This is a genomic window from Marinihelvus fidelis, assembly GCF_008725655.1.
GTDB lineage: Bacteria > Pseudomonadota > Gammaproteobacteria > Xanthomonadales > SZUA-36 > Marinihelvus > Marinihelvus fidelis.
In genome coordinates, this window is sequence record NZ_VYXP01000003.1 from 268,734 (window position 1) to 294,884 (window position 26,151).

Annotated in this window: 16 protein-coding genes; 12 read left to right on the forward strand and 4 right to left on the reverse strand. The window is 62.7% G+C overall.

Annotation, left to right across the window (positions count from 1 at the left end; all coding sequences use genetic code 11):
• The first annotated feature begins 96 nt into the window (after positions 1–96).
• The 6 genes from F3N42_RS05575 (at position 97) to F3N42_RS05600 (ending at position 7,043) form a co-directional block, all read left to right on the forward strand.
• The gene (locus tag F3N42_RS05575) at positions 97–1,038 is read left to right on the forward strand and encodes an efflux RND transporter periplasmic adaptor subunit (RefSeq protein WP_191621245.1); all 942 of its coding nucleotides are present in this window, start codon (positions 97–99) and stop codon (positions 1,036–1,038) included.
• Positions 1,035–2,195, forward strand: a complete 1,161-nt coding sequence (gene devC / locus F3N42_RS05580; protein WP_150863407.1) for an ABC transporter permease DevC — start codon at positions 1,035–1,037, stop codon at positions 2,193–2,195. Before F3N42_RS05575 ends, devC begins: the two co-directional genes overlap by 4 nt.
• Positions 2,173–3,546, forward strand: a complete 1,374-nt coding sequence (locus tag F3N42_RS05585) for an ATP-binding cassette domain-containing protein (RefSeq protein ID WP_150863408.1) — start codon at positions 2,173–2,175, stop codon at positions 3,544–3,546. Before devC ends, F3N42_RS05585 begins: the two co-directional genes overlap by 23 nt.
• Positions 3,543–5,330 (forward strand): cyclic nucleotide-binding and patatin-like phospholipase domain-containing protein, encoded by a 1,788-nt coding sequence (locus F3N42_RS05590; protein ID WP_150863409.1) that lies wholly within the window; start codon positions 3,543–3,545, stop codon positions 5,328–5,330. The genes F3N42_RS05585 and F3N42_RS05590 overlap by 4 nt, the downstream gene beginning before the upstream one ends.
• Complete coding sequence (locus tag F3N42_RS05595; protein ID WP_150863410.1) at positions 5,327–6,313, forward strand: metallophosphoesterase family protein; 987 nt, start codon at positions 5,327–5,329, stop codon at positions 6,311–6,313. Before F3N42_RS05590 ends, F3N42_RS05595 begins: the two co-directional genes overlap by 4 nt.
• 103 nt (positions 6,314–6,416) lie before the next feature.
• Complete coding sequence (locus tag F3N42_RS05600; RefSeq protein ID WP_150863411.1) at positions 6,417–7,043, forward strand: DUF2238 domain-containing protein; 627 nt, start codon at positions 6,417–6,419, stop codon at positions 7,041–7,043.
• A 4-nt stretch (positions 7,044–7,047) separates the two neighbouring features.
• Here F3N42_RS05600 and F3N42_RS05605 read toward each other — a convergent pair whose 3' ends face one another.
• On the reverse strand, positions 7,048–7,596 hold the full coding sequence (locus F3N42_RS05605) for a hypothetical protein (protein WP_150863412.1): 549 nt from the start codon (positions 7,594–7,596) through the stop codon (positions 7,048–7,050).
• Positions 7,597–7,705: 109 nt separating this feature from the next.
• Here F3N42_RS05605 and nirK point away from each other — a divergent pair, with 109 nt between their 5' ends.
• From nirK to F3N42_RS05625, 4 genes are all read left to right on the forward strand, one after another.
• A complete protein-coding gene (gene nirK / locus F3N42_RS05610) occupies positions 7,706–9,124 on the forward strand; it encodes a copper-containing nitrite reductase (RefSeq protein ID WP_191621246.1) in 1,419 nt (472 codons plus the stop codon).
• A gap of 9 nt (positions 9,125–9,133) precedes the next feature.
• On the forward strand, positions 9,134–9,958 hold the full coding sequence (locus tag F3N42_RS05615) for a formylglycine-generating enzyme family protein (protein ID WP_224784746.1): 825 nt from the start codon (positions 9,134–9,136) through the stop codon (positions 9,956–9,958).
• A complete protein-coding gene (locus tag F3N42_RS05620) occupies positions 9,955–10,542 on the forward strand; it encodes an SCO family protein (RefSeq protein WP_150863414.1) in 588 nt (195 codons plus the stop codon). The genes F3N42_RS05615 and F3N42_RS05620 overlap by 4 nt, the downstream gene beginning before the upstream one ends.
• Positions 10,543–10,611: 69 nt before the next feature.
• Positions 10,612–11,433, forward strand: coding sequence for a bestrophin-like domain (locus F3N42_RS05625; protein WP_150863415.1), 822 nt, complete (start codon positions 10,612–10,614; stop codon positions 11,431–11,433).
• 1 nt (position 11,434) lies between these two features.
• Here the strand turns inward: F3N42_RS05625 and F3N42_RS05630 are convergent, their stop codons facing one another.
• Entirely contained in the window at positions 11,435–19,822 is an 8,388-nt protein-coding gene (locus tag F3N42_RS05630) for a DUF11 domain-containing protein (RefSeq protein ID WP_150863416.1), read from the reverse strand.
• A 185-nt stretch (positions 19,823–20,007) separates the two neighbouring features.
• Between F3N42_RS05630 and F3N42_RS05635 the strand changes: the two genes are divergently transcribed.
• Together F3N42_RS05635 and F3N42_RS05640 are read left to right on the forward strand one after the other, a co-directional pair.
• Positions 20,008–21,435 carry an amidohydrolase gene (locus tag F3N42_RS05635; RefSeq protein WP_150863417.1) on the forward strand — a complete coding sequence of 476 codons (1,428 nt, stop codon included), beginning with the start codon at positions 20,008–20,010 and terminating at the stop codon, positions 21,433–21,435.
• A gap of 136 nt (positions 21,436–21,571) precedes the next feature.
• Positions 21,572–22,576: a hypothetical protein gene (locus F3N42_RS05640; protein ID WP_150863418.1), complete on the forward strand. Its 1,005-nt coding sequence runs from the start codon at positions 21,572–21,574 to the stop codon at positions 22,574–22,576.
• A gap of 77 nt (positions 22,577–22,653) precedes the next feature.
• Here the strand turns inward: F3N42_RS05640 and F3N42_RS05645 are convergent, their stop codons facing one another.
• Entirely contained in the window at positions 22,654–25,326 is a 2,673-nt protein-coding gene (locus F3N42_RS05645) for a hypothetical protein (RefSeq protein WP_150863419.1), read from the reverse strand.
• A gap of 17 nt (positions 25,327–25,343) precedes the next feature.
• On the reverse strand, positions 25,344–26,048 hold the full coding sequence (locus F3N42_RS05650; RefSeq protein WP_150863420.1) for a hypothetical protein: 705 nt from the start codon (positions 26,046–26,048) through the stop codon (positions 25,344–25,346).
• Positions 26,049–26,151 lie beyond the last annotated feature (103 nt).

A 26,151-nucleotide genomic window follows, 5' to 3' on the forward strand; every position in this document is an offset into this window, starting at 1 on the left:
CTGGCGCCGCGGCCACCTTAAAATTGTCGGACTCACCACGGATGCTCTATGCTCTTTAACAGGCATTCCTGAATCCGACCAATAATAATGAGCTCAATGGGCAATCTTCTGATGTACCCGTCTTCTCCGGCCGGGCGCAAACTGGCTGCGTTCGCCTGCCTGCTATCCATGTCCAGCGCCTTCGCTGAATCGCCAGTGGCCGCACTGGGGCGGCTGGAACCGCAGGGTGGCATTGTCCGCATTGCGGCGCCTTCCACGCCGCTGTCACTGGCCGGCTCGGTGCTCTCCAGCCTTGAAGTGGCCGAGGGCGACATGGTCGAGAAAGGCCAGTTGCTGGCTGTCACCGATGCGGAGCCTGCTTTGCAAACTGCGGTGAACACCGCCCGGGCCGAACTGGACCTGCAGGTGCGCGCTGCCGAGGCCGCGGAAAGCCGTGCCGACGAGGCCTGTATCAAGGCTGACGTGGTCGGCCGTGAAGCCGGTCGCCGCGAGCAGTTGCTGGGCAAGCAATTGGCGTCCCAGGAGGAAGTCGAGCAATCACGCGGTCAGGCGACGGCGCTGGCGGCCACCTGCCAGGCGGTCCGTGCCGATGCCCGGGTCGCTGCGGCGGCCATCGAGACCGCACGCGCGCGGCTGGCCCAGCGCGAAGCCGAATGGCGTCGGGCATACGTTTACGCGCCTTTCGCTGGCCGGGTACTGCACATCAGTGCCGAACCCGGCGAGTATGTCGGCACCGAGGGCATCCTTGAACTTGGCCGGGTCGGGCAGATGCTGGCCATCGCCGAAGTACACGAGACCGACATCGGCCGGGTCGCCGTCGACATGCCCGCCCGTGTCGAAAGCGCCGCATTACCCGGGCCACTCACCGGGCGCGTGACGTTTATCCGTCCCAAGGTCATGAAGCAGGATGAGATCGGCACCGACCCCGCGGCGCGCAAGGACGCGCGAATTATCGAGGTTGGCATTGCCCTGGACGATTCCACTGCGGCCGCGGCCCTGACCAATCTCCAGGTCGAAGTGCTGATCAACGGCGAATGAACGCCCCGCTCGGCTGGACCCAGTTGCGCCACCGGCCATTACGCCTGTTGGTCGCGTTGGCGGGGATCGGCTTTGCCGTGTTACTGATCATGATGCAGCTGGGCTTCCGTGCTGCCTTGTTTGACAGCGCCGTTCGTATCCATGAACGGCTCGAATACGACATCGCGCTGTTCTCGCCGGACAGCGTGTTCATCGTGCGCCCGCAGACGTTTTCCATTCGCCGGCTTTACCAGGCCCTGGGCGACGTCGAAGTCGCCGATGTCACACCCGTCCATATCTTTCCGGCGGTCTACAAGAACCCCTGGACCGGCCAGCGCCGCAGTATCAACACGCTCGGGTTCGATACCAACGGCGCCTGGCTGAATACGCCCGGCATCGATGCCGTGCAACCCCTGCTGACCCGCCAGGACGCCGTCGCCATCGACCTGAGCTCGCGGCCTGAGTTCGCACCGCCGGACAGGACGCTGGCCGAGGCACTGGCCGAGTCGGGCACGCTGACCACCGAGGTCAATGACCGCGAAATCGACATCGTCGGCGGTTTCCGGATGGGTACGTCGTTTGGTATCGACGGCAGCCTGGTGACCAGCGTTGAGAACTGGTTGCGGCTGTTTCCCGATCGCGGCCGTGAAGATATCCAGCTGGGGTTGCTGAAGCTCGCACCCGGGGCAGATGCTGACGTGACTCGCGACCGGCTGCGCGAGGCACTGCCGAAAGATGTCCTGGTGATGACCCGGGCCGACTTTATCGCCCGGGAAACGGCGTACTGGAACTCGGCCACGCCGATCGGCTACATCTTTGCTTTCGGCGCCATCATGGGGCTGCTGGTCGGTGCCATCATCGTCTACCAGATCCTGTTTGCCGATGTCAGCGAGCACCTGCCTGAATACGGCACGCTGCGCGCCATCGGCTATTCATCCAGTTTTGTCTCCGGCATTGTCCTGCAGCAGGCCGGCATTCTTGCGGTGCTGGGCTTTGTCCCGGGCATTGCCGCGGCAGCGTGGCTGTATGGCAAGGCCGCTGCGGCCACCAGCCTGCCGCTGGTGGTAACGCCGGAACGTGCCGGACTGGTATTTGCCATGACGCTCGGCATGTGTGCCTTCTCCGCCTGGCTGGCGGTGCGCCGGGTGCGCCGTCTTGACCCTGCTGACGTGTTCTGACGACGCCGATTCGATGCCCCACCCACCCGTAAACATCGAAGCGCTGGGCCATGCCTATGGCAGGGGCGAACTGCGCAAACAGGTTCTTGAAGACATCAGCCTGGAAATCCCCGAAGGTGAAATCGTCATCGTCACCGGGCCGTCCGGGTCGGGCAAAACCACGCTGCTGACCCTGGTTGGCGCGCTGCGCTCGGCGCAACAGGGCAGCCTGAAGGTGCTGGGCGAAGAGTTGCGCGATGCCCGGCCGGCGACGCTGGAACGGGTACGCCGCCGCATCGGCTTCATTTTCCAGCAGCACAACCTGCTGGCGGCCCTGACCGCGGTGCAGAACGTCGAGCTGGGGGCGCGGGTGAGCGGTACACGTTCTGCCGGTGAGCGCACCAAGGCCGCCCGGGCCATGCTCGAACAGGTCGGTATGGCGGCGCACCTTCACCACCGCCCCGACGCCCTGTCCGGCGGCCAGCGCCAGCGCGTCGCCATTGCCCGGGCGCTGGTCGGGCGCCCCGCCATGTTGCTGGCCGACGAGCCGACCGCCTCGCTCGACAGCCATTCAGGACGCGAGGTTGTCGACCTGATGCAACAGCTGGCGCGCGAGGAAGGCACCACTATTTTGCTGGTGACCCACGACAACCGGATTCTGGATATCGCCGACCGCATCGTCCACCTGGAAGACGGCCGGTTACAGACCTATACCGAGTCGGTGATCGCCGAGAACCGGCGAATGATGGATACCCTGGCGCACAACATGAACCGGCGTGACATGGATGCGGTCATTGAAGGGCTCGATGAGCGCGGCTTCCGGAATCTGCTGGAAAACATCACCGCCGAATCGCAGCAGTTTATCGACGCCACTGCCCGGGCCGGTGACCGCGCCTATGCCAGCCTGTTACGGCGCGGCCTGTTTGCCTTCACCCGCAAGCTCGCCGCCATGCTCAACGCCGATCGCGCGTCACTGTTCCTGGTCGAAGGCGACCTCCTGCGCCTGGTAGTGGCCGACAACCTGGACCAGCTGGGCACGGTCACCGTGCCGGTCGGCAAGGGTATCGTCGGCGCGGTGGCGGCGTCCGGTAATGCCATTCGCGTGGCCGATGCGTACGAAGATCAGCGTTTTAACCGCGAGATTGACCGCCAGACCGGCTACCGCACCCGCTCCATTCTCAGCCTGCCGGTCCGTGACCATGAAGGCAACGTATTTGCGGTCGCGCAACTGCTCAACCGCCGCGACGGCGCACCCTTTGACGCGAACGACGAAGATCGCTTCAGCGAGTTCATGGCCTCTATCGGCGTCATCTTCGAGTCGTTTAAACTGCTCAGCGACACGACCGGCACCACGGAAGGATTCCGATCATGAGTCAGATTGACCGACGGGTCAGGGAAATCATCGAGGGCTATTTCGGCCCGAATGTAGACGACGCCGTCTATGCCGCGCTCAAGCCCTGGGACCTGAAAGGCGGTGATTGGCTCTTCCACAAGGGTGACACCGGCGACGCACTGTATTTCCTTGTCCGGGGCAGGCTTCAGGCCTATGCCGGGGAGTCAGCGGACGACTCCACGCGGTTCATTGGTGAGGTCCGGCCCGGCCAAAGCGTTGGCGAGGCCGGCCTGCTCACCGGACAACCACGCAGCGCCGGTATCCGCGCCAGCCGTGACAGCCTGCTGATCCGCCTGGAAAAAGCCGATTTCGAGCGCCTGGCGGGTGAACACCCGGGCATGGTCATGAAACTGGCCGCCCACGTCGCCCGCCTGATGCAACAGAACCTGGCCGGCCAGCAACAGCGCGGTGGTGGCTTCAGCACCGTCACCCTGCTGACGATCCATGACAGCCGTCGCGCCCGGAATGCTGCCGAACAACTGGCCCGCCGCCTGGCTGACGAGAACGGCGCGTTATGGCTGCGTACTGACCGCCTGGACGAGTTGGGTGCGCCCACCGGGGCATCGGTCGAACCCATGGAGTTGCCGGAGCGCCTGAAGCAATGGCTGGCTGACCAGGAGAACGAACACCCGCTGGTGGTCTACCAGTGCGGCCCCGGCGACAGCGCCTGGACCCGGTTCGCGGTCCGCCAGGCGGACATCGTCATGGCGGTGGCGGATACAGCAGAAGCGAGCGAACTTGCACCGATCGAAGACCGGCTCGCACAGGCCGGTGTTAATGCGCCAGCCGCACAGGCGCTGGCGCTGGTGCGCCCCGCAGGTACCGACATTGGCGGCACCGCCAGCTGGATCGGGAACCGGCCGGTCGATTTCCACCTGCACCTGGGCGAAGACGGCGACGCCGACCTGGCACGAATCACCCGTGTACTTTCCGGCCGCGCGGTGGGGCTGGTACTCGGTGCCGGTGCCGTGCGTGGATTGTCCGAACTGGGCGTTTACAAGGCGATGGTTGAGGCCGGTGTGCCGGTCGACTGGGTTGGGGGCAGCAGCATCGGCTCCATCGTCGGCGCCGCCATTGCCCATGGCTGGGATCCGGACAAGGCGATCGACGTGGCCCGCGAGGCCTTCGTCAAGGGCCGTCCGTTTTCCGACTACACGCTGCCGCTGGTGTCACTGATCCGCGGCAAGCGCATGACCCGGCTGCTGGAATCCCTGGTCGATGCGGATATCGAAGACCTGCCGCTGCCCTACTTCTGTGTGTCCAGCAAACTCGACCGGGGCGAGGTCCACGTCCACCGTCGCGGCTCCCTGGTCAGCGCCATCCGCGCCAGCGCCGCGCTGCCCGGTGTGTTGCCGCCGGCCGTCGTGGACTCGGAGCTGGTGGTCGACGGCGCCGTGCTGAACAATCTGCCGGTGGATGTCATGGAGCGATTTCCCGTGGGTACGATCATCGCGATCGATGTGTCTTCACGGCATGTCCGCCAGGTGGATTACGGCGAGACCCCATCGTCCTGGGCCATCCTGCGCAGCCGCTTGCTGCCTTTCACCCGTCGCCAGCGCGTGCCGGGACTGGCGACGCTGATCATGCGTTCCACCGAAATCGGCACGTTGCTGCAATCCAGGGCCCACGGCGAACGCGCCGACCTGCTGATCAACCCGCCGGTGCGCCAGTTCGGCCTGACCGATGTCAGCGCCTACGACCAGGTGGTCGAGGCGGGCTACCAGCACGCGCGCGAAATCTTTGCTAACTGGACACAGCCATGAACCGACGCGGCCTGGCATTGCTCCTGGTGGTTGTCTTACTGGCCGCCTGCTCACCGACGGAACCGTTCCTGCACAGCGTTGAGGGCACGGCCCGTCCCTGGACCCACGAACAGTTCGATGACCCTGGCCAACGGGTCACCTTCGCCCTGGTTTCGGACCTGACCGGGGGTGAGCGCCCAGGTGTGTTCGCGGCTGCCGTCGAACAGCTGAACCTGCTGGCCCCGGAACTGGTGCTCAACGTCGGCGACCTGATCGAAGGCGAAACCACGGACACCGCGATGCTGGCCGCTGATTGGGACGCGTTTGATGAACGCGCGGAACGCAGCCATGCGCCGGTGTTCCGTGTCGGCGGCAACCACGACCTCAGCCACCCGGCATCGTGGTCGGTATGGGAACAGCGCCACGGCCCACGCTATTACCATTTCGTCTACCGCGACCTGCTGTTTTTGGTGCTGGACACCGAGGACAATACGCCGGAGCGGCAGATGGAGATCGAGCAGGTGCGCGAGAACAGCATGGTGCTGATCCGCGAAAAAGGCTGGGGCGCTTTCGACCAGACCGAGTACAGCCGGCTGGAGGAACGGATTTCCGGCCGCATCGGCAGGCAGCAGGCCGACGACATGATTGCCGCCATCGATGCCCACCCGGACGTGCGCTGGACCTTCGTGCTGATGCACAAGCCCGCCTGGAAACGTCCCGGCGAGGAAAACTTCTCGCGCATTGAGACCGCCCTGCAGGACCGCGACTACACCGTCTTCAATGGCCACGAGCATTTCTACGAACTCACCCGCCGCCATGATCGCGACTACATCCAGCTGGGCACCACCGGCGGCTTCCAGCCGGATCACCCGATGGCCATCGACCATGTCACCCTGGTGACCGTGGTTGGTGATGACGTCAACATTGCCAACCTGCGGCTGTCCGGTATCTTTGATCGCTTCGGCGAAACACCCGGCCCGGCAGAAGTTGTGGGGTCAGAGTAGGGGGTCAGAGTAAAGGGTCAGAGTAAACCCGCCTGGCGCGCCTGCAAGACGCAACCTGCCCGCTTGGTTTACTCTGACCCTTTACTCTGACCCCGTCGCGCCGATGACTACAACACGCACACTGGAAGGCTTCTACGGCATCATCGCGTTCACGGCCGCTTACCTGCTGGCGGCAACGGCATGGGTGATCCATGTCGGTGATCTCGAGTTTCTCGCCTATATCGCCATCATGTTGGTGCTTGCCGGCGTAGTCTGGCTGGTGCACCGGCGCGTGGGGCTGCCCCGGGCACTGGTGGCTTGCCTGAGTATCTGGGGCGCGCTGCACATGGCCGGCGGACTGGTGCTGCTACCGGATGGCTGGGACGTAGGTGAGAAATCCAACGTGCTCTACAACTGGCATATCGCCGGGCCCAACTTCAAGTACGACCAGCTGGTCCATGCATTCGGTTTCGGCACGACAACCTGGATGTGCTGGCGTGGCCTGCTGTCGATGGCGCCGGACATCAAACGACCACCCAGCGCCGGTGCGTTGCTGATTTGCGCGGCTGCCGGCATGGGGTTTGGCGCACTTAACGAAGTGATCGAGTTCATCATCACCGTGCTGGTGCCGGAAAACAACGTGGGTGGCTACGTGAATACAGCCATGGACCTGGTCTACAACACCATCGGCGCCGCGACGGCTGCCCTGCTCATCCGCTGGGCGAACCGCGCGAGCCTGGGGTCAGATTGACCCTCTACTCTGACCCCGTCCCTCCGAAAAACCAGATCAGGCCATACACCAGCACCGACACGATGACGTAACCGAACTCCACCCACTGGCGCCGCCGCGGCGACCGGTTGGCGCCGGTCACCTCGAGCACAAAGTGGTACAGCAGGAAGGTATAGAGCACGTAGTAGAGGAACGGGATGACGTGTGTCGCCCAACCATAGTCTGACGCCGACTTGTTGAACCAGCCCAGGATCCAGTTGATCTGGGCGTAGATGCCAAACAGCCCGAGCGCGGCATTGATGAACATCCATTTCACCCGGTCGACGCCGAAGATCGCCAGGTAGAAAATCACGTAAACGAACACGGCGAATCCGCCATGCATGTACAGGAAGGTCAACGGCGGCCCCTGGTCCGCGTAGGCCATGAAAAAACCCGACAGGCCAAAGGCCAGCATGTGCAGGCCGAAAAACGGGTAGATCATGTACCATGGAACCACTTCGCCCTGCTGGTACAGCTTGCCGTTGATGGTCAGGTCGGAGTGGAGTTGCAGTGCCTCGTCCTTTGTTGGTGCCATACGTTGTCGTCATAACGATAACGCATTGAATGTCTATACTGAACAAATGGCGCCGTTCACTGGCTCAACGGCACCAATCAGAAAAACAGAGAATCTGGAGGAGAGCATGATGGAGCTTAAAATCAAGATTGCACTTAAATTTTTTCTACCCGTAATTCTCATCATTCTTGTCTTGACCCCGGCCGTCGCCGATACCGACGACCTCCCGGTGGAACAGGCAGTGCTCACCATGGCGCCACAGGTGCCGCCACCCATCGACCGCGACCATCCCGCCAAGGTCATTGTCAGCGTCGACACCACGGAACAAATTGGCCGCCTGGCTGACGGCGTTGAGTACGTTTTCTGGACTTTTGGCGGATCGGTGCCCGGGCCGTTTATTCGCGTGCGCAAGGGCGACTTGGTCGAGTTTCACCTGAATAACCGCCCCGATTCCAAGATGCCGCATAACATCGACCTTCACGCGGTGACCGGACCGGGTGGCGGCGCCACGTCGTCGTTCACGGCGCCCGGCCATACGACGCAATTTTCGTTTACGGCGCTCAATCCGGGGCTATACGTTTATCACTGCGCTACCGCGCCGGTGGGCATGCACATCGCCAATGGCATGTACGGCCTGATCCTGGTTGAGCCCGAGGGTGGCTACCCGGAAGTGGACCGCGAGTTTTACATCATGCAAAGCGAGTTCTACACCAAGGGTGACTTTGGCGACGAGGGCCTGCGGCCGTTCGACATGGAGGAAGCGCTGGCTGAGAACCCAGATTACGTGGTCTTCAACGGCTCCGTCGGCGCGCTGCAGGGCGACAACAGTATCCATGCCGAGGTCGGTGAAACGGTCAGGCTGTATGTAGGTAACGGCGGCCCGAACCTGGTCTCCTCATTCCATGTTATCGGTGAGATTTTCGATACGGTGTATGTTGAGGGCGGTTCACTGGTCAATCACAACGTCCAGTCCACGCTGGTTCCCGCCGGCGGCTCGGCCATTGTTGATTTCAAGCTGGAGGCACCGGGCGACCTGCACCTGGTTGATCACTCCATCTTCCGCGCCTTCAACAAGGGAGCACTGGGCACGATTTCCGTGGGTGGCGCCGCCGACAAGGTGGTCTACTCAGGGCAGCAGTACGAAGGCATCTACCTGCCGGAAGGCCAGGCGGAGCAGGTCGTCAGCAACGTCCCGGCATCGCCCGTGGCGACAAGCCAGGAGGAACGCATGCTGTTTGGACAGCGCGTTTACGAGCGCAACTGCATGGCCTGTCACCAGTCACAAGGCCAGGGCCTGCCCGGCGCATTTCCACCGCTGGCAGAATCGGACTACCTGCTGGACGACACGGACCGGGCTATCGACGTGTTGCTTGACGGCCTGGCGGGTGAAATCACCGTCAACGGCGTGACCTACAACGGTGTCATGCCCGCAACACGGCTTACGGATGAGGAGGTGGCCAACGTGCTGACGTACGTGCTCAACAGCTGGGGCAATGAAGGCGGTGTCATTGAGCCCGCGGACGTCGCCGGACACCGCGCGGCCAACTGAATCAGGTCAATGCTGACCGCCCTGCGCGCTGCATTAACGGCCGGCCTGTTGCTGACCTCCGCCACGTTTACTGCGGCGTACGGTCAGCAGGCAGCGCCAGCCGCGGACATGGTTCGCATCAACGCCGGTGAGTATTCGCCGTTGTTCAAGGGTGCCGATGGCCCCAGGCGTATCCGCGTCGAGGCGTTCTGGTTGGATCGTCACGCCGTGACCAACGCCCAGTTTGCAGCATTCATACGGGCAGAACCACGCTGGGCGCCGGACAACATCAAGCCGGTGTTCGCCGATGACACGTACCTGGATCATTGGCGGGAACACGACCCAACGGCTGCCGATGGCATTGGCAACCAGCCAGTGACCAACGTGTCGTGGTTCGCCGCACGGGCCTACTGCAAGGCCCAGGGCAAACGGTTACCCACAGAAGATGAATGGGAACTGGCTGCCGCGGCAAGCGAAACGGAACCCAACGGCACCGATGACGCCGCGTTCCGGGCGCGTATCCTGGAGTGGTATTCGAAACCGGCTATCACCCGCCTGCCGGCCGTTGAAGACACCTGGACAAACTACTGGGGCGTCAGCGGCATTCATGGCGTCACCTGGGAACTGGTCGATGACTTCAACACCGCGCTGGTCAGCGGCGAATCCCGCGGCGACGCGGCACTGGAAAACAAGCTCTACTGCGGCGCCGGCGCCGCAGCAGCGATTGACCCGTCCGACTACGCTGCATTCATGCGTTATGCCATGCGCAGCAGCTACCGGGCAAAATCCACGCTGCGTTCGCTGGGTTTTCGCTGCGCAAGTGACAACAAAAACCAGACGGTGGTATCTCAATGAACCGAATCAAGTTGGCTGGCATGATCTGCCTGCTCGGAACTGCGTGTACCGCAGCACCGCTACAGGCAGATACCGGGCAATTGCCGGATGATTCCGTGTATCACCTTGACTCGGAATGGCGTAGTCAGGAAGGAACGGAACTCATGCTCTCCGAACTTACAGGCCGGCCGCGCCTGTTGAGCTTTGTCTATACCTACTGTGAACATACCTGCCCGATGATCGTCGCACGGTTGAAAATGATTACTGACGCGCTTTCCGACTCGGAACGGGGCCAGATGCAAGTAACACTGGTCTCCCTTGACCCCGAACGCGACACGCCGTCCAGGATGAAGGCCTGGCTAGTTGAAAAGGACCTGGAAAGCCGCGACTGGCTGATGCTGCACGGCAACCCGGATGAAGTGCTTGAGTTCGCAGCCATGCTCGGCGTGCGCTATCGGCCCATGGGCGAGAGTGATATCGCCCACTCCAACATGATTACCCTGCTCGACAGACAGGGCGTGGTGCGATACCAGTCCAAGGGCCTGGGGGATGATCCGGCGGATGTTATCGAGGCCATCGAATCCACCGTCACCGAATCCGAGTGAGGGTCAGCGTGGCCGGTGCTGGAGGAGACCGCTACAATCAGCGGAATCACTTAGCTGACGTCGATTCAGATGCCGACAACCACCCAACATTTCCTGGACGTGTTTCCGCTGCCATGGCTGTTCGTCCTGACCCTTGCCCTGATGGTGGTCAGCATCGAGATTGGCTTCTTTGTCGGCCGGCGGCGCCCTGAGCGCATTGTGAAAGCACAGACCTCCCAGGTCCGCGCCATCATGGGCGCCGGCCTGGGCCTGCTGGCGTTCATCCTGGCGTTCACCTTTGCCACCGGCCAGTCCCACTACGAAGTCCGCGTGCAGGGGCTGGTTGAAGAAACCCGCCTGGCCCGCACCGCGTGGCTGCAGACCGAGTTCCTGGCGGAACCGCGCCGCTCAGAGGCGCGGGAACTGCTGCGCGAGTACGTCCAGGTGCGGGTCGAGGGCGAACAGGCCCTGCGTGCTGCAGACCGGCCAGCTGTGCGGTCCGCCATCATCCGTTCAGAAGAAATCCACCAGCAACTGTGGGCCGTGGCGACAGCGCAACATCGCGCCGTCCCGCCGCAAAGCAACCTGGACCTGGAGCGCAACGACTTCCTGGCCTCGGTGATCGGCCTGATCGACATGCACGTGGTCCGCATCGAGGCTGCCCTGCTTAACCGGATCCCCAATACGATCTGGATGACGCTCTACCTGATGGCCGTGCTGTCGATGCTGGTCATGGGCTACCAGGCCGGGCTGGTCGGCCGGCGCAGCCCGATGGCGACCATGACCCTGGCACTGGCATTTTCGGCGGTGATGATGCTGATCACCGACCTGGACCGGCCGGTGATGAGCCTGTTTACCATCGACAACCAGATCATGATCGACCTGATGGACCAAATGCGGGTGCAGCAATAACCTATTTGCGACTCACCTGCCGCGGTATGGCCTGGCCTGCGGAGATCACCAGCAAGCCAAACAGTCCCAGCAGCGCCGCCATTAACGTGACCGCAACCGGCCCCATCACCGGTATGGCAATGACTGCCCGGATGCTGGCATTTACCGGAATACAGACCTGCCCCATGGCCCGATCGTCATCGGCGGTGCCCGAGTTGTTCTCGTCCCAGCACGCGTCGGCGACATTGGTCAGGTTGTTGGTCTGCGCCACCGTGGTGACAAAGGTGATCACGACCTCATTAGATAGCTGCGCCTCGCCGGCGTTGTCGGGCGCACCAAAGTCAGGGGCAATAATCGCCTCTACCTCGACCCGGTTCTCGACCGCGTTGTAGGTGGCCGACAGACACTGGCTGGCGCCGGTCGCATCACAGATCACCGAGCCACCGACATACTGCGCCGGCGACGGTATCGGGTCGTACACCTGTACCGGCAGGTTCAGGGTGTTCTGGTTGTTGAACCAGACCATGCGCCAGGTGACCTGGTGGTCATTCGTCTGCGTGACGGATTTACGGCCGGTCGGCGCGAACAGCGTGACCAGTGTCGACTCGTCATCAGTGTTGTTGGCCGGGGTCGGGTCGGGGCCGTTGCTGCCGTCATCGGCAATCGTGACCACGTTGTAGACCTCGGACTGGCCCGCGGGCAGCGGGTCGTCAACCTGCACCGCGAACACCGCCGTACCGCTGGCGCCGACCGGCATGGCGCCGATGTCCAGCGTACAGTTGGTGCCGGCCGGGCTGCCATCGGCACAACTCCACGCATACGGCGCGCTGCCGCTGGCAGAGTACGTTGTGCCGACGGGCACCGTTTCGCTGATGGCCACGCCGGTGGCGTCCTGGTCGCCCACCTGGAAGTACTCCAGCGTGTACGGAATGACGATACCCGGGTAGCCGATGATGGCGTTGTCGGTCTTGCTGATCACCAGGTCGGGCGCCGCCACGATCGGCGTGTCGTCGAAGGCCAGCGCGATGATGGGAATCCCCAGCGTTGCGTTACCGTCGTCGGCGATCAGTACTGAGTTATCGATCTGGGTGACGCCGGCCGGTATGGTCGGGTCGACACGGACGGCGAACCGGGCCTGTCCGGTACCGATGCCCTGACCTTGCAGGTCACCGACCTGCAGGGTGCAGGCGGTGCCGGGGCCGCTGCCATCCGGGCAGCTCCAGACGTCAGGCAGGCTCGCCGCTGCATCGAATACGGTGTAGTCCGGCACCGTGTCACGCAGGCGCACGCCGCTGGCGTCTTCGGTGCCGTTGTTCACGTAATCGAGCTGGTAGACCACGGTGCCGTTCGGCGAAGTGCTGATACCACCGTCGTCCTTGGTGATGTCCAGCACCGGCGCGGCGACAACGCGGGTATCCTCGTCGTCACTGTCGGTGTTGCCGCCATCGTCCTCGATCACCGCCGTGTTGAAGATCTGCGTCACACCGGTCGGCAGCGGGTTGTCCACCGTCACGGCAAAGTAAATGACGCCACCCTGCCCGGCGCCAAGATCACCGACGGAATAGGTACACACCGTTCCTGCCGGCGCACCGTCCGCGCAATTCCAGCCTGCCGTGGAACTGGCCAGGTTGAAGGTGGTGTTGGCCGGCACCGAGTCGGTAATAAACACGCCGGTATCGTCCTGGTTGCCGGTATTGGCGTAGGACAACTCGTAGAAGACCGTACCGCCGGCGCCGACCACGTCCGACAGGTCGGTCTTGGTAATAACGACATCCGGATCGGCGATGATCGGCACCACGGTGGGATCGTCGTCAGGCGTCGTTGCCGGGTCGTCGGACGGGAAGTCCGGAACCTCGTCGCTGGAAATCAGCGCCTGGTTAACGTACTCGTCGGGGCCGGTGGCCGGGTACGGGTATGGCACCAGCACGTCGTAGCTGAAGCTGACCGTCTGCCCGGCGGCAACGCTGGCGAAATCCACCTGGACGGTCATGTCGCCAGCGGTATTGCCGACCACGACCGTGCCGTCTGCGCTGGTCACGCTGCCCACCTGGAACGTACCGCCGTCATCAGGGTCATCGACCACGACAACATTGTTGGCCGGCGCATCGCCGGTATTTGCAACGGTCACCGTGTAGGTGATCACGTCACCCGGTTCAGCCGGTGACAGCGAGGCCGCCTTTTCCGAATCGAGGATCGGCAACAACAGGCTGTCGGTACCTTCCGCCGTGGTCTCACGCCCCGCCGGATCCTGCGCGGGCAAGGACAATGCAGCCGCCGCGGCCAGGTTGTCGACCGGGGTTTGCACGTACGGCACGACCAGTTCCATGCTGAATGTCACGGAACCGCTCTGGCCAGGCATGATGACCTGGTTGGGCGCTGGCGCATCCGGGTCGCCGGTCGGGCCGACGGTCACCGTGGTAACACCGCCCGCCGACGCTTCCGTGATCGACCAGCCGGCCGGCACGAAGACGGCCTCGAGGCTGCCGGGCACCCAGATCGTCTCGTCGAACTCATCGGTCACGAACGTGGAGAATGCCGGCGCGGTGCCCACATTCTCAACCGTCAGCGTGACCGGCACGCGACCGTCGACAACGTCGCCAAACTGCTTGTCCAGTTCCAGCAAAGGTTCAACGATATCGACCACTGCCACCGCGCTGCGCGTTTGCGGCGCGCCCTGGAGAGCCGCGAATGTCAGCTCACCGCTGTTTGACAGGGTCACCGCTCCGCCCGTTGTGTCGGTGTTGGTGTCATCAGCAACCTGTGCGGTGACACGGACCACGATCGTGTTGTCCTGCGCACCACTGGCGCTGTTGGTGACTTCACCGAAATCAAAGCTCACCGTGTTGCCGGAGATCATCGGCGTTCCCGCGAGCTCGGTCACCAGGTCGCTGCCGATGGACACCACTGATGCCGTGAGCAGGGTCGAACCGGCCGGCAGGCTGTCTGCAACCCGTACCTGATCGAACTGGCCATCGGAAAGATAGGTGACCAGCTCGTAAGTCAATGTTTCGCCGATGGTCAGGTCGGGCAATAGCGGGTCGCCCTGGCTGGATCCGGTCAGCGCCACGCTGCTTGAGACCGGTTGCTTGCTAAGAGCGGCTTCGCCGATGATCACGTAGCTGACAAAATTACCGTCCGTACCGTCGCGCGACTCGGCCGAACCAGGGGCGGATTCCCACGCCAGGCTGGACTGGTCGAGCAACGTCCCGGTGGCGGGCGGCGCATCCGATACCTGCACCGGGAAGCTGATTGAACAACTACCTTGCGCAAGCGGCAACGCATCGAAACTGAACGAAACGGTGCCGGAACTGTTGTCGGCTGGCGTGGCATCGGTTGCAAGGCCTGGACAATCACTGGTCACCGGCCCTCCGGTCCACCAGATATCCGCATCGAGAACGTCGTCGACTGTCACGGAGAGCGCCGTCGCGGAAGAATCGCCGGTGTGGGCGATTTCCAGGCGAACAGTCAGTGGATCCAGGGCATCGACGAAAGCGACCTTGCGATCCGGGGCTTCGATAAAATGCCGCAACTCGAGCTTCGGCTCGACCAGGGTGATGGCGGCCTGGTCGGTGCTGCTGAAGTTCTCCGAGAATATACCGGCGTTGTTGTAGACGAAGTCCTCGCCCACCGGGATGCCCTGGTTGATCGGGTCGTCGAGGACAATGCCCACAACCTCGAACACGACCTGGTCATCCGGGCCCGGTGGCGCACCCGCATTGGGTACGTTGACCACGTTACCCAGGTTCCAGCGCGCGGCATCATCGAAGCCGCGGTCGCCCTGGCTGCAATCGATACAGTCATCGCCGGGGTCGCCGACGGCGCCCGAATCCAGCGTCAGGTCGGCGCCGATCGAAACGATCCGCGACGACACGATCTCAATCGCCGTAGCGGTGTACGGCAGTACGTCGCCGATGTAAACGTCGTCGGTGGTGCCGTCCGGGAACTCGGCGACGATCTCGAACGTCATGGTTTCACCGATGGTGATCTCCTGGTCCGGGGTCTCGACGATGTTGCTGTCGACCAGCATCTTGGTCAGGCCCGGATCGGCGATGACGATGTCCCAGCTGCCCTGGGTGGTGTACGAACGTTCCTCGGTGCCCGCCGGCACGGTGCCATCGAGCGTGGTCCAGGCCAGGTCCGTGGTGTTGCTGATGGTGTCGCCCGACACCGCGCTGACATCAACGGTGGCGTCGAACCCGATCTCGCAGACTGCGCCCAGCGGGAATGCAGACCAGCCGGCCGCAACGGTATTACCGCTACCTGCAGGCCCGGCATCCGGTGCGATGGTGCAATTGTCGCCGACGACCACTGAACCGGTATCGAGCACCAGTTCCGGCGGCAGCGTGTCGGCCAGGTCGAGGTCGAAGGCATCGGTGCCCGAGGCTCCCGTGTGGCTGACCACAAGTGTGTAGTGCACGACATCGCCGACTTCCGCCGAGGTGACGTCACCGGTCTTGACGACGGACAGGAACGGCTCCAGCGCGCGCACACGGGCCGTGTCGGTGACGTTGAACTGCTGGCCGAGGTCGGTGGAACCGAATTCGGCCCGGGCGACATTGTCATCCTCATCCAGGTTCTGGTTGGCCGGCAGGTCGCGGACCACCGCCGTGACCAGGAACTGGAAGCTGTTGTTCTCCGCGGTCGTGTCGAGCGGGTCGGCGTTGGTGACCGGGTTGGGGAAAGTCGCCGTCACGGTGTCGTCCAGGCCGTCGCCCAGGAGTTCGTCGCTGCTCACCAGCGCGGGAGGCCCACCAACGGTGTCCAGGTTGGTGCCCGCCGGCAACGGAACATAGACGGCGTCGACCAGCTCCAGCAACATCGAAGACGTCGGCAGCGTATCGGTGATCACCAGGTTGTCGGCCTCGCCTTCCGGCAACACCACCGTCACCTGGAAGGTCACTTCCTCACCGATCGCCAGTTCCTCCACGCCGCTGTTGTTGCCGGTGTGGACCTGGTTGGAGTCGATGACGGCCTTGGTGATGCCGACGTCGAAGATCTTCAGCTGGGCACAGCTTTCACCGCGGTAAGTATTGGCGGGGCCGCCGATATCGCCCGGGTCGCCGGTGCGCTCGACGCTCAGCGGAATACCCGGCAGCGGCGCAGACAGGTCGCCGTCCATGCTGGTCCATTGCACCTGCGCGCAATTTTCCAGCAGGGTGCCCGCCGGCAAGGTCGGGTCGATCGTGTTCTCAATCTGCAGCGTACAGTCGTCGCCGATCTCGAAAACCGCCCATGAAGCGGTCAGCACCCCGGCGGTGATTCCCAGGCTGTCCGGCGGGGCGTTGCAATTGACGGTGGTCAGCGAGCCGCCGACTGGATCGATCCCGTTGGGGAAATCGTCGTCCACCAGGTTGAGCTCGAAGGCGGTACCGTCGGATCCCCCGTTGTGGCGCACCCGGATATTCACCAGCGGCATGATTGACCGGTCAGCTGTGGCAGGATCGAACACCTTGGTAATGGCGATCCCGGGTTCGACCACGCGTACATTGGCGGCCGATCCCTGCGTCGTCTGCGTGCCCTGCGGCGCTGTCCAGGACCATTGCGCGCGGTTGTTGCGCTGCTGGCCGCGGACGTTACCGGTGTTGTTGATGACCCGCGCCAGGTAAACCAGGGTGATGGTCTCCGCGGTTGCATTGTCGGTATTGCTGTTGGTGACGGTGCCGAACCCGGGGTCGCCGGCATTCGGGCCGATGCGCAGTAGCCGCGCCGCATTCTCATCACCGCCGCCCTGCGCGACGATGGCCGCGTTGCTCGTCACGCTGCCAAAACCGCCCGTCACATCGGTCGTGAGGCCAGGCGAAGCGGTAATGCTCTCCAGGGATTCAAAGGCCAACCCGGTATCGAGCAGGTCCTCGAAATAGATATCCGGCGACGTGCCTTCCGGCACGGTAATGTCCACCTGGTAGCGAACGGATTCGCCGATCTGCACGCGGGTGGTGTCGCCGGCATAGCCCGGGATGACCTCGATCACAGATTTCTGCACGGTCGGCGTCGCCAGCGCGACCATGGCATCGTCGGAGCGTTCCGGGAAGGTGTCGTTGGTGGTCGACACCGAGGTGAAATTCATTGTCGCCGTGTTGACCAGGACATCGCCCGCCACGGCGCTGGTCTGCACCACGCAGGTGTAGCGCACCAGCAGGGTATCGGCGCCGAACGGCTCACCACCGCCGGCCGGGTTGCCGTCGTTGCCGGCAAGCGGCCCGGGTACGACGATGCCGCTGTCCAGGTCGGTGCCGGTAAAGCTGACGCCCTGCCCCGTACCATCGGTGATCGTCGGCGCCTGGCAGGCCAGGCCGGCGGGCGTCGCGTCGTTGATGTCGATGTTGTAGGCCGGCGTGCTGCCGCGGTTTTCAACCGTCAGGATGTACTCGATCGCATCGCCGGCATCGACGTCAAGCGCGTCTGAGTCGACCAGTGCCAGGGCCGGGTCAGCCGGTGGCGCCGGTGAAACCGTCGCGTTGGGGTTGTCGACCGAGAACACGCCCTTGGTAATGAACACGTCCGGCGCGCCGACATTGAAACCGGCCGCCGTATCCGTCGACTGGGTGATACCGTCGGAATTCTCGTAGGTTCCCAACAACAGGTTGGTCAGGAACAGGCCGTCGGCAAACGGTTCACTGCTGATGGTCACGGTGACGTCCGCGGCGACACGAGTCACGCCCTGCCCCGCGGGATTGGGCCAGGTCAACGTGAATGAATTGGTCGCAGGATCGCTGCTGTAAACGGGATCAAGCAGGGGGCCACCGACGATATTCGGCACCACGATATCGGTGTCCGGGTCGATGTCTGTCACCACGACCACCGGCAACGGCAGGTAATCCGTCAGGCTGATCGACAGCGTGTCCTCGGAAGGGATATCCATTTCCAGCCGGAACGTGACCGTGTCCCCCGGCGCCAATGGATCGGGCAGCGGGATGGGGGCCACCAGCGACTTGATTGCCTGGTTGGGAATGATATCGACCCCGGCGCTCGAGCCGTCCTGGCCGGACGCGCCGGCGCTGTCGCTGTGGGTGAAGTCCGCGGAGATATTGTTGCCCAGCCCGTCAGCGGCGACGACGTCATCGCCATCGGCATAGGCCTGGGACACGTCGGCCTGGTACTGCAGTGAGCCGCGCGAACCCAGGGCGACCTCGGTCGTGGCGCCCGGTGCGATATCGAACAACAGTGTCGTCTGCCCTGCCCCGGGGCCGGCGCTGACGGTCGGTATGATCGGGCCGGTGCTTCCGGCCAGCGTCAGGGTCGCGTTACCTGCGTAGTCCAGACCGTCACCCAGGATGTCGGTCATCGACAGGTCCGTGATCGAACCGGCGATGATGGATTCATCGTAGTCGGTGACCTGGAAATTCACCGTGTAGCTGAGCGTGTCTCCTGGCACCACCGTATCCGGCGTGACTGACTTCTGCACCGCCAGGTGTTTGGCCGTGACCTGGGCGTCGTCGGTATTGCTGTAATCCGTGCCCTGGTAACTGTAATCCAGTTCGACCGTATTGGTGATCTGCTGGGTGGCGCCGTTATCGCTCTCATCCAGGATGTCGGTGATGTAGACCGGTATGGACACCACCAGGTCGTTTTCCGCCGGCGTGCCGGTCAGGCTATCGCAACCCACCATCAGGGTGCCGCCGGGGGTGTCCGGCAGGTTGGGCTCGGTCAGCACGCTGCAGAGTACGCCCTGGATGGCGGCAACACTGATCGGCGCCCCGGTCCATTGAATCGCCGGGTCCGGCAGCACATCGGTCAGGGCCGGCATGTCCAGGGTCACGCCCTCGGAAACGTTGACCTGGTAGGTATAGGTAAAGGTGTTGCTCGGGCCGGGCGGGCGCTCACCCTCGGGTACGTCCGCGGTTTTCTCCACCCGGGCCAACTGCGGGATGACGGTTGCGGTCGACGCGCCGCTGCCGGTGATCGGGCCGTTATCACCGGTCGGTGTGTCACCGTACTCGAACCCGGGCAGCATGTTGATTTCCAGGGGCTGGCCGATTTCAGCACCGGGCTCGACCTGGCCACAGACCTCGACGTTCAGCGGCGGCTGGCCACCAGACACGGAGCCCACGGGGAAGCGCACGATATAGGCGCTGCTGCCCGGCTCGGCCGCCACGGCGGTGCCGGATATCGGGTCGTTGATGGTGCCGCTGGCGTCAACGGTACCGACGAATTCGACGGGGGGCTGAATGCCCAGGTAGGTGTTCGCGGTGATCGTGACGCCGGGAGGCACGGTGGCAAAAACGTAGGGGCCGTAACCGACATTAACGACGTCCTGGTTGCTGAAACCGACGGTGGTACAGACTTCTTCGCCAATCAGTGGCGTTGCCGGGTTACTGGCGACATCCAGTGCCGGATCCTGTGCATGCGCCGCCGTTGCCAGCATCGCGAACAGAAGCGTAACAACGCCCCCCACCTTGGCTATCTGCATCTGATTCCCATCCAGTTGGCCACAAAGTGACCATAGCTCTGCACAATCCCAAAGTGGACTATAAGGGGTCAGTTATCACCCTTGCAAACGTGCGCGGCGCTCATGTGCGAGTGTTCATTTGCCTGTCATTCGTACCGGCGAGTCGCTACCATTTGTCCGCGACCAATCGACAAGGAAAACCACTGATGCGAGCCAACCTACCTGCGCTGGTGTTCTGCCTGGCTGCGGCCACAACCCCCGTGTATGCGGATGAGATTTCCGATGTGTTGGCGGGGATCGACAATCGTTACGGCGAAACCGAAACCCTTGCCCGGGCGCTGTGGGAATGGGCCGAAGTCGGCTACCAGGAGACCCGGAGCACCGAGCTGATGCAGCAGGCCCTGGCCGACGAAGGGTTCGAGATCCAGGCCGGCATTGCCGGCATCCCGACCGCATTTGTCGCCGAGGCCGGTAAAGGCGGCCCGGTGATCGGCATCCTGGCCGAAATGGACGCCCTGCCCGGCATCAACCAGTCCGACCTGCCGCACCGCGACCCGGTCGATGGCAAGGGCGCCGGCCAGGCCTGTGGCCATAACCTGTTTGGCGCCGGTTCCGTGGAGGCCGCCATCGCGGTCAAGCAGTGGCTTGATGAGAATGACGTCGACGGCACCATTCGCCTGTACGGCACGCCGGCCGAGGAAGGCGGCAGCGGCAAGGTCTACATGGTCCGCGAAGGCGTGTTTGACGAAGTCGATTTTGTCCTGCACTGGCACCCGTCCAGCGAGAACTGGGCCGGCGCCCGTGGCTCGCTGGCCAACCGCTCTGCCAAGTTCCGTTTCAGCGGCATTTCCGCCCATGCCGCCGGTAATCCGGATCGGGCCCGCTCGGCGCTGGACGGGGTCGAGGCCATGAACATGATGGCCAACATGATGCGCGAGCACATCCCGGACTCGGCGCGCATGCACTACGTCATTACCGAGGGCGGCCACGCCCCGAACGTGGTGCCAGACTTTGCCGAAGTGTTTTACTACCTGCGCCACCCGGACACCGAGACGCTACTTGAACTCTGGCCACGCCTGGAAGCCACCGCCCGCGGCGCCGCCGAGGGCACCGGTACCACGGTTGAGTGGGAAGTCATCCATGGCAACAACCCGCTGCTGGTGGTCGAAACACTGGCGAAGATGATGGACCAGAAGCTGCGCCAGGTTGGCGGCGTCCAATACAACGCCGAAGAGCAGGCGTGGGCGGAAGACATTTACGCCACGTTCGACAACCCTTCACGCGAACTGGGTTCCGAGACGGAGATCCGCGAGTACGACACGGGCGTGGGCTTTGGCTCCACGGATGTCGGCGACGTCTCGCAGGTGGTGCCGACCGTTGGCCTGCGGACCGCGACATGGGTACCCGGCACGCCGGGCCACAGCTGGCAGGCAGTGGCCGCCAGCGGCACAAGCATTGGCGTCAAGGGCACACAAGTGGCCGCCAAAACCCTGGCGCTGGCCGCGATTGAGCTGTACCAGAACCCCAAACTTCGTGAAACTGCGACCGCCGAATGGCAAGCCGCACGAGGGGAAAGCTTCGAGTATGTGCCGTTGCTGGGCGACCGCGTGCCGCCCCTCGATTACCGCAACTAGGACGATTTCGTCGAAATTTCGTCGAAATTATGGAGTGTTTGACTGACCACTGACTAGGCTTTTGATGAACGCGTGAAATCACGCGACCGCGGTCGTAACTGACCGTGATCAACTCGAAAGCGAAGGAGGTCAGATTATGAGAATGTTCCAATGGCGCAAAGCAGTCCTGGGGGGCCTGTTGCTGGCGACCGTGCCCTTGTCAGCCAACGCCCAGTTGGTCAGCGGGCTCAGTGGCGGGTCCGGCAGCACTGTTGGGCCAGACGGACTGCTCTACACGACCGAGTCTGTCAGTGGCGAGGTAACCTGGATCGATCCGGAAACCGGCGATCACGACCTGTTCACCTGGGGTCTCCCGCCACAGATTCCGGGCGTCGGACTTGGTGGCCCGATGGATATCGCCTTCATAGGCGACACCGCCTATGTGCTGGTGACGCTCGTGGACTTCGTCGGCGACGACCCTGATAACCCCACGCCCGTCGGCATTTACCGGGTGAACGGCCCTGGGGACAATGAACCGATCGCTAACCTTGGTTTCTGGTCGGCGAGCAACGAACCCACCATCATCTTTGACTATTTCGTCCCCACCGGCGTGCAGTACGCGCTGGAGGCGTTCCAGGGGGCGCTGCTGGTCACGGACGGGCACCATAACCGGGTGCTTCACGTCACCACCGATGGCGTAATCAGCGAGTTCTCCAGCTTCGCCAACGAAGTGCCTACCGGCCTGTCGGTTCGCGGCAATCGCATTTTCATGGCCCAGGCTGGTCCGGTGCCGCATTTGCCGAAGGACGGCAAGGTGCTGTCCCTGGACCCGTTGACGGGCGAAGCGTCCACAGTCGCCTCGGGCGGACTGCTACTGGTGGACGTTGAAGTATCCCGCGCGCCGCAGGAACACGGTCGCCTCTACGGCCTGTCACAGGGCGTCTGGGATCACGCCGCTGAAGGCTCACCCGCCTATGCCGACTCCGGGTCGCTCATCGCATTCAATGGCGACGGTACGCTTGATGTGCTGGCGCAGGACCTGGATCGTCCCACATCATTTGAACTGATCGGCAACTCGGCCTACGTTGTCACCCTCACGGGCGATGTCTGGGCCTTTGAAGGCGTTTCAACACCGCCTCACGGCAACGGTCCGCGTAAGTAACCATATAGAAGCCATAAAAAAAGCGGCGGGCCAGGCCCGCCGCTTTTGCTTTCACCTGTCGAAACAGGTTTCCGGTACTACGGGTTGAAGTCCAGCACGATGCCGGACAGGTCCTGGTCGCCGGTGAACAACTCGTAAGTCGTCCCACTGGCACTCAGGGCACCGGCCGCTGACAGGTCGGTTTCACCGGGGTCGGCGACGCCGCCGCCTTCGGTAACCCCGGCCAGGCCATCAGTCGCGGAAACGGCACCATACTCAATGGTAAAGCTGCCGTCGTCGCGCAGCGTGACCATGAAAGTGTTCGCCCCGGTGCTGATGAACTCGGGCACCGAGTCGAAGATTACCGTCATCTCACCGCTGCCAAGTTCAACCGAGACGCTGCCAGCGTTGTTCGGTGACAGGTCATCCCAGAGCGGAGCGATACGCGGCAGTTCCGCAAGGAACTCCGAAACCGACTCCGAGAAGTCGGTATCGCCGCCACCAAACGTCAGGCTGCCGTTCGAGTTCACGAACACTGAGCCGTAGCTGGCACCGTTGAACGGGAAGCTGAAGCCCAGCGGGATTTCGACGGAATCGTCGTCACCCAGGCTGACCGAAATCGCGTTGCTCTCGGCGATCTCCAGAACGTAACGACCGCCTGAACCGCCTTCGCCCGTCAAACCCAAATCGGGATAGGTGGTCACTGCCAGGTAATACGTTCCTGCCGGCAGACCAATCGCACTGATCCGGGACAACAGTCCTGAACCACCGTCGTCATCCTGCGCGATCAGTGCACCCGTGGCGCCATCGAACAACCCGATGAGGCTGTCCAACTGGCCTGACGCGATATTAACGTCCAGCGAATTCAGGCCTTCGGTCTGGAACCGGTACCAGTCGATATCGGCCCCGGTGGGCTCGATCTCGGTGAACCGCGTGACATCGGCGCTGCTGAACGGCAGGTTCAGGCTGCGCGCCTTGTTGGGCGTATCGTTTTTCTCCGCCCAGTTGTCGTTGTAGTTCGTGGTGCCGTTGAACTTCAGCATGGTTCCTGACAGGTCGCCGTCGTCGTCTTCGAAAAACTCGAAGACTGCCGGCGCGTTATTCAGGTTGATGGTCATGCCCGTCAGTGCAGAAAGATCAGTCTCGGTTTCATAACCGCTGGTGACTGCGCCCCCGCAAGACACGCCTGCCAACCCATCGACCGACGACATCTCGCCGTAGTCGAAGACGATGCCGTTATTGGCTCGTTTCAGGGTGACGCTGAACGTGTTGGAGCCGGTAGAAACATACTCCGGTACGCCTTCCCAGATCACCGTCAGCCAGTTCTTGCCATAGTCGAAGGTCACGATACCGCCGGCACCAACATTGTAGTCGTCCCAGAACGGCGCGATCCGTGGAGAGTCACCCAGGAAACTGGCGACGCTCGGTGCGAAGTTCAGGAAGCTGGTATCCGGCGCACCCAGGGTCAGGTTGCCGTTGGCCTGCACGAACACCGACCGATAGGTCTCGCCGCAGAAGCCAAAATCGAACGGCAACGGCAGCTCCACGAACCCATCCAGGCCCACCGGTAGCGGGTCACCCGGAGAGGGCTGGTTGAAGATCACGTCGATCCCCGTCTCGGCAACTCCCGCTGTGGCCATTATTGGCGTGTAGACCGTCACGTCATCCGGCGGATTGGTGCTGGCCTCGTCCTCGTTCCAGAACTCTTCCGGCCCCGGCAGGGTCGTCAGGATCGGGTTGCTGAAACGGCCCGCCTGCGCAGTCACCTCGTCCACGAACACCGCGTACTCGGCACCGGGCGTCAGGTTGCCCAGGGTGAAAGTACCCACAAACGGATCCGACTGGTCCGTGTTATCCGTAAACGTTCCGGAAAACGTTGACACAGCGTCTTCCCACGGATTTGCCAGGTTACGGGCAATAACATTAACGCCGCTCAGGCGGGTTTCGCCGTCTGCAGCATAGATGGTTCCCGAAATGGAACCCGTATCGTCCGCATAGGTCGCACCGGGATACAGCGCGGCCAGCGAGGCCACATCGTCGGCATGCGGGGATTCCGTACCTGCCGTGGTCCCGAAGTAAATCGGGTACATGGTTTCAATGAAGCCTTCCAGGGTCGGGGGCAGCGGAAACGTCGAATTGTCCGGCGTCGGACCACCGTCGTCGTTACCTTCCGCCCAATTAACCACCTGGCCGTTCAGCTCCACGTGACCGATATTCGAGTAATGCCCGAACTCGTGGGTCATGACGTCCTCGGCGTATTGCAGGTCGCTGAAGGCAGGTCCGTTAAGGAAGGAATAGCCCTCGGTGATTTCACAGGTCGCGGGGTCTCCCCACTCCGGCGAGGCGAAACCAAGGATGCCGGATCCGGCGCCATACAGGAAATCGAAAATCTCTCCCGTGGCGTCGAATACGATGGCCGAAAAACCGTCCTCGGCGGGCGATTCCAGGTAATCGGCATAGTTACTGAAGTCGACGTCGACAGGTAACGGACCGGCGTTTGAGTAGGTCGCCGATGTCGGTACCGAGTAGGGTCCGGAAGCGGTCCAGTTATCGAAGGCTTCCTGGACCAGCGCAACACCGTCAACGTTGTTGATGGCCCCGGATGACAGGTCGCCCTGGTCGGGGTTGAAGGGGATGTTCGCCCCGCCGTCCGGCCAGAGGTAAGGTTGCCCCGGTTCGCAAATAACCAGCGAATCGGCTGCCAGGACCGGCATGGCTACCACGCTGGCGCCGCCAGCGAGAAGAATGGATGCAAGAATTCGGTTGCTCATTTTCATGTTCATCCCCCTCATTTGACCAATGAGCGGACGGACGCGATGAGATCCGCGTAGTCCACCGGACCATCAAACAGGCCCTGGTTGTTGAAGCCATTCACGGCTTGCTCATTGCCACCGGCCGACAGGACCATTTCAAATAGTCCCTGGCCCAGCCCCACGGTAGTGGATAACCCACCGCTACCCGGCTTGGTGGTGAACAGGACATACTCACGCCCCACTCGAAGGTCCGGGTTCATGTCCAGGCCACCGAGTCGCTGGTTACCAGTGCGGGTCGTTTCGGCTTTCAGGCGTCCAAACATGCGAACTTCGATCACCTCGGCCGCTTTGCCCTGGCCAAAGTCACCCTTGATGGCATCGTTCACCGACAGGGTGTAGATCACGATCGGTAATTCGCCACCACCGGAGGAAACAGTGCCAGCCTGTTTATCGAGGACGGTACCCCGGAAGACCTTGTCGGCATTGCCGACCAGGTCATCGAGACCCATTTGCTTGACCATCGCGGCATGTACCGGGAGGGCTGCGAGTACCAGGACGAGCGTCGTCGCCAGCAATCGCCATCGGTTGCGATATTTCATTAATGACTCCTTTCTCTCTTTGAAATGGGGAACAGCGGTGCCATCCGGCCAACGCCCGAAATGGATGCTTCGATGATGAACCCCGCTGAAGTTTTCGGATCCGGTTCCGCAGTTCTCGCGAATGCTGTCGGCATGGGACATTCTCCGGATCCAACTGAGAATGCCGACAACCCCTTTCCGGTTTGGAAAGGGCTCCTTTTCGCGAGCCCGAATTAACAATATAGCAACTGCATTATTTTTTGCA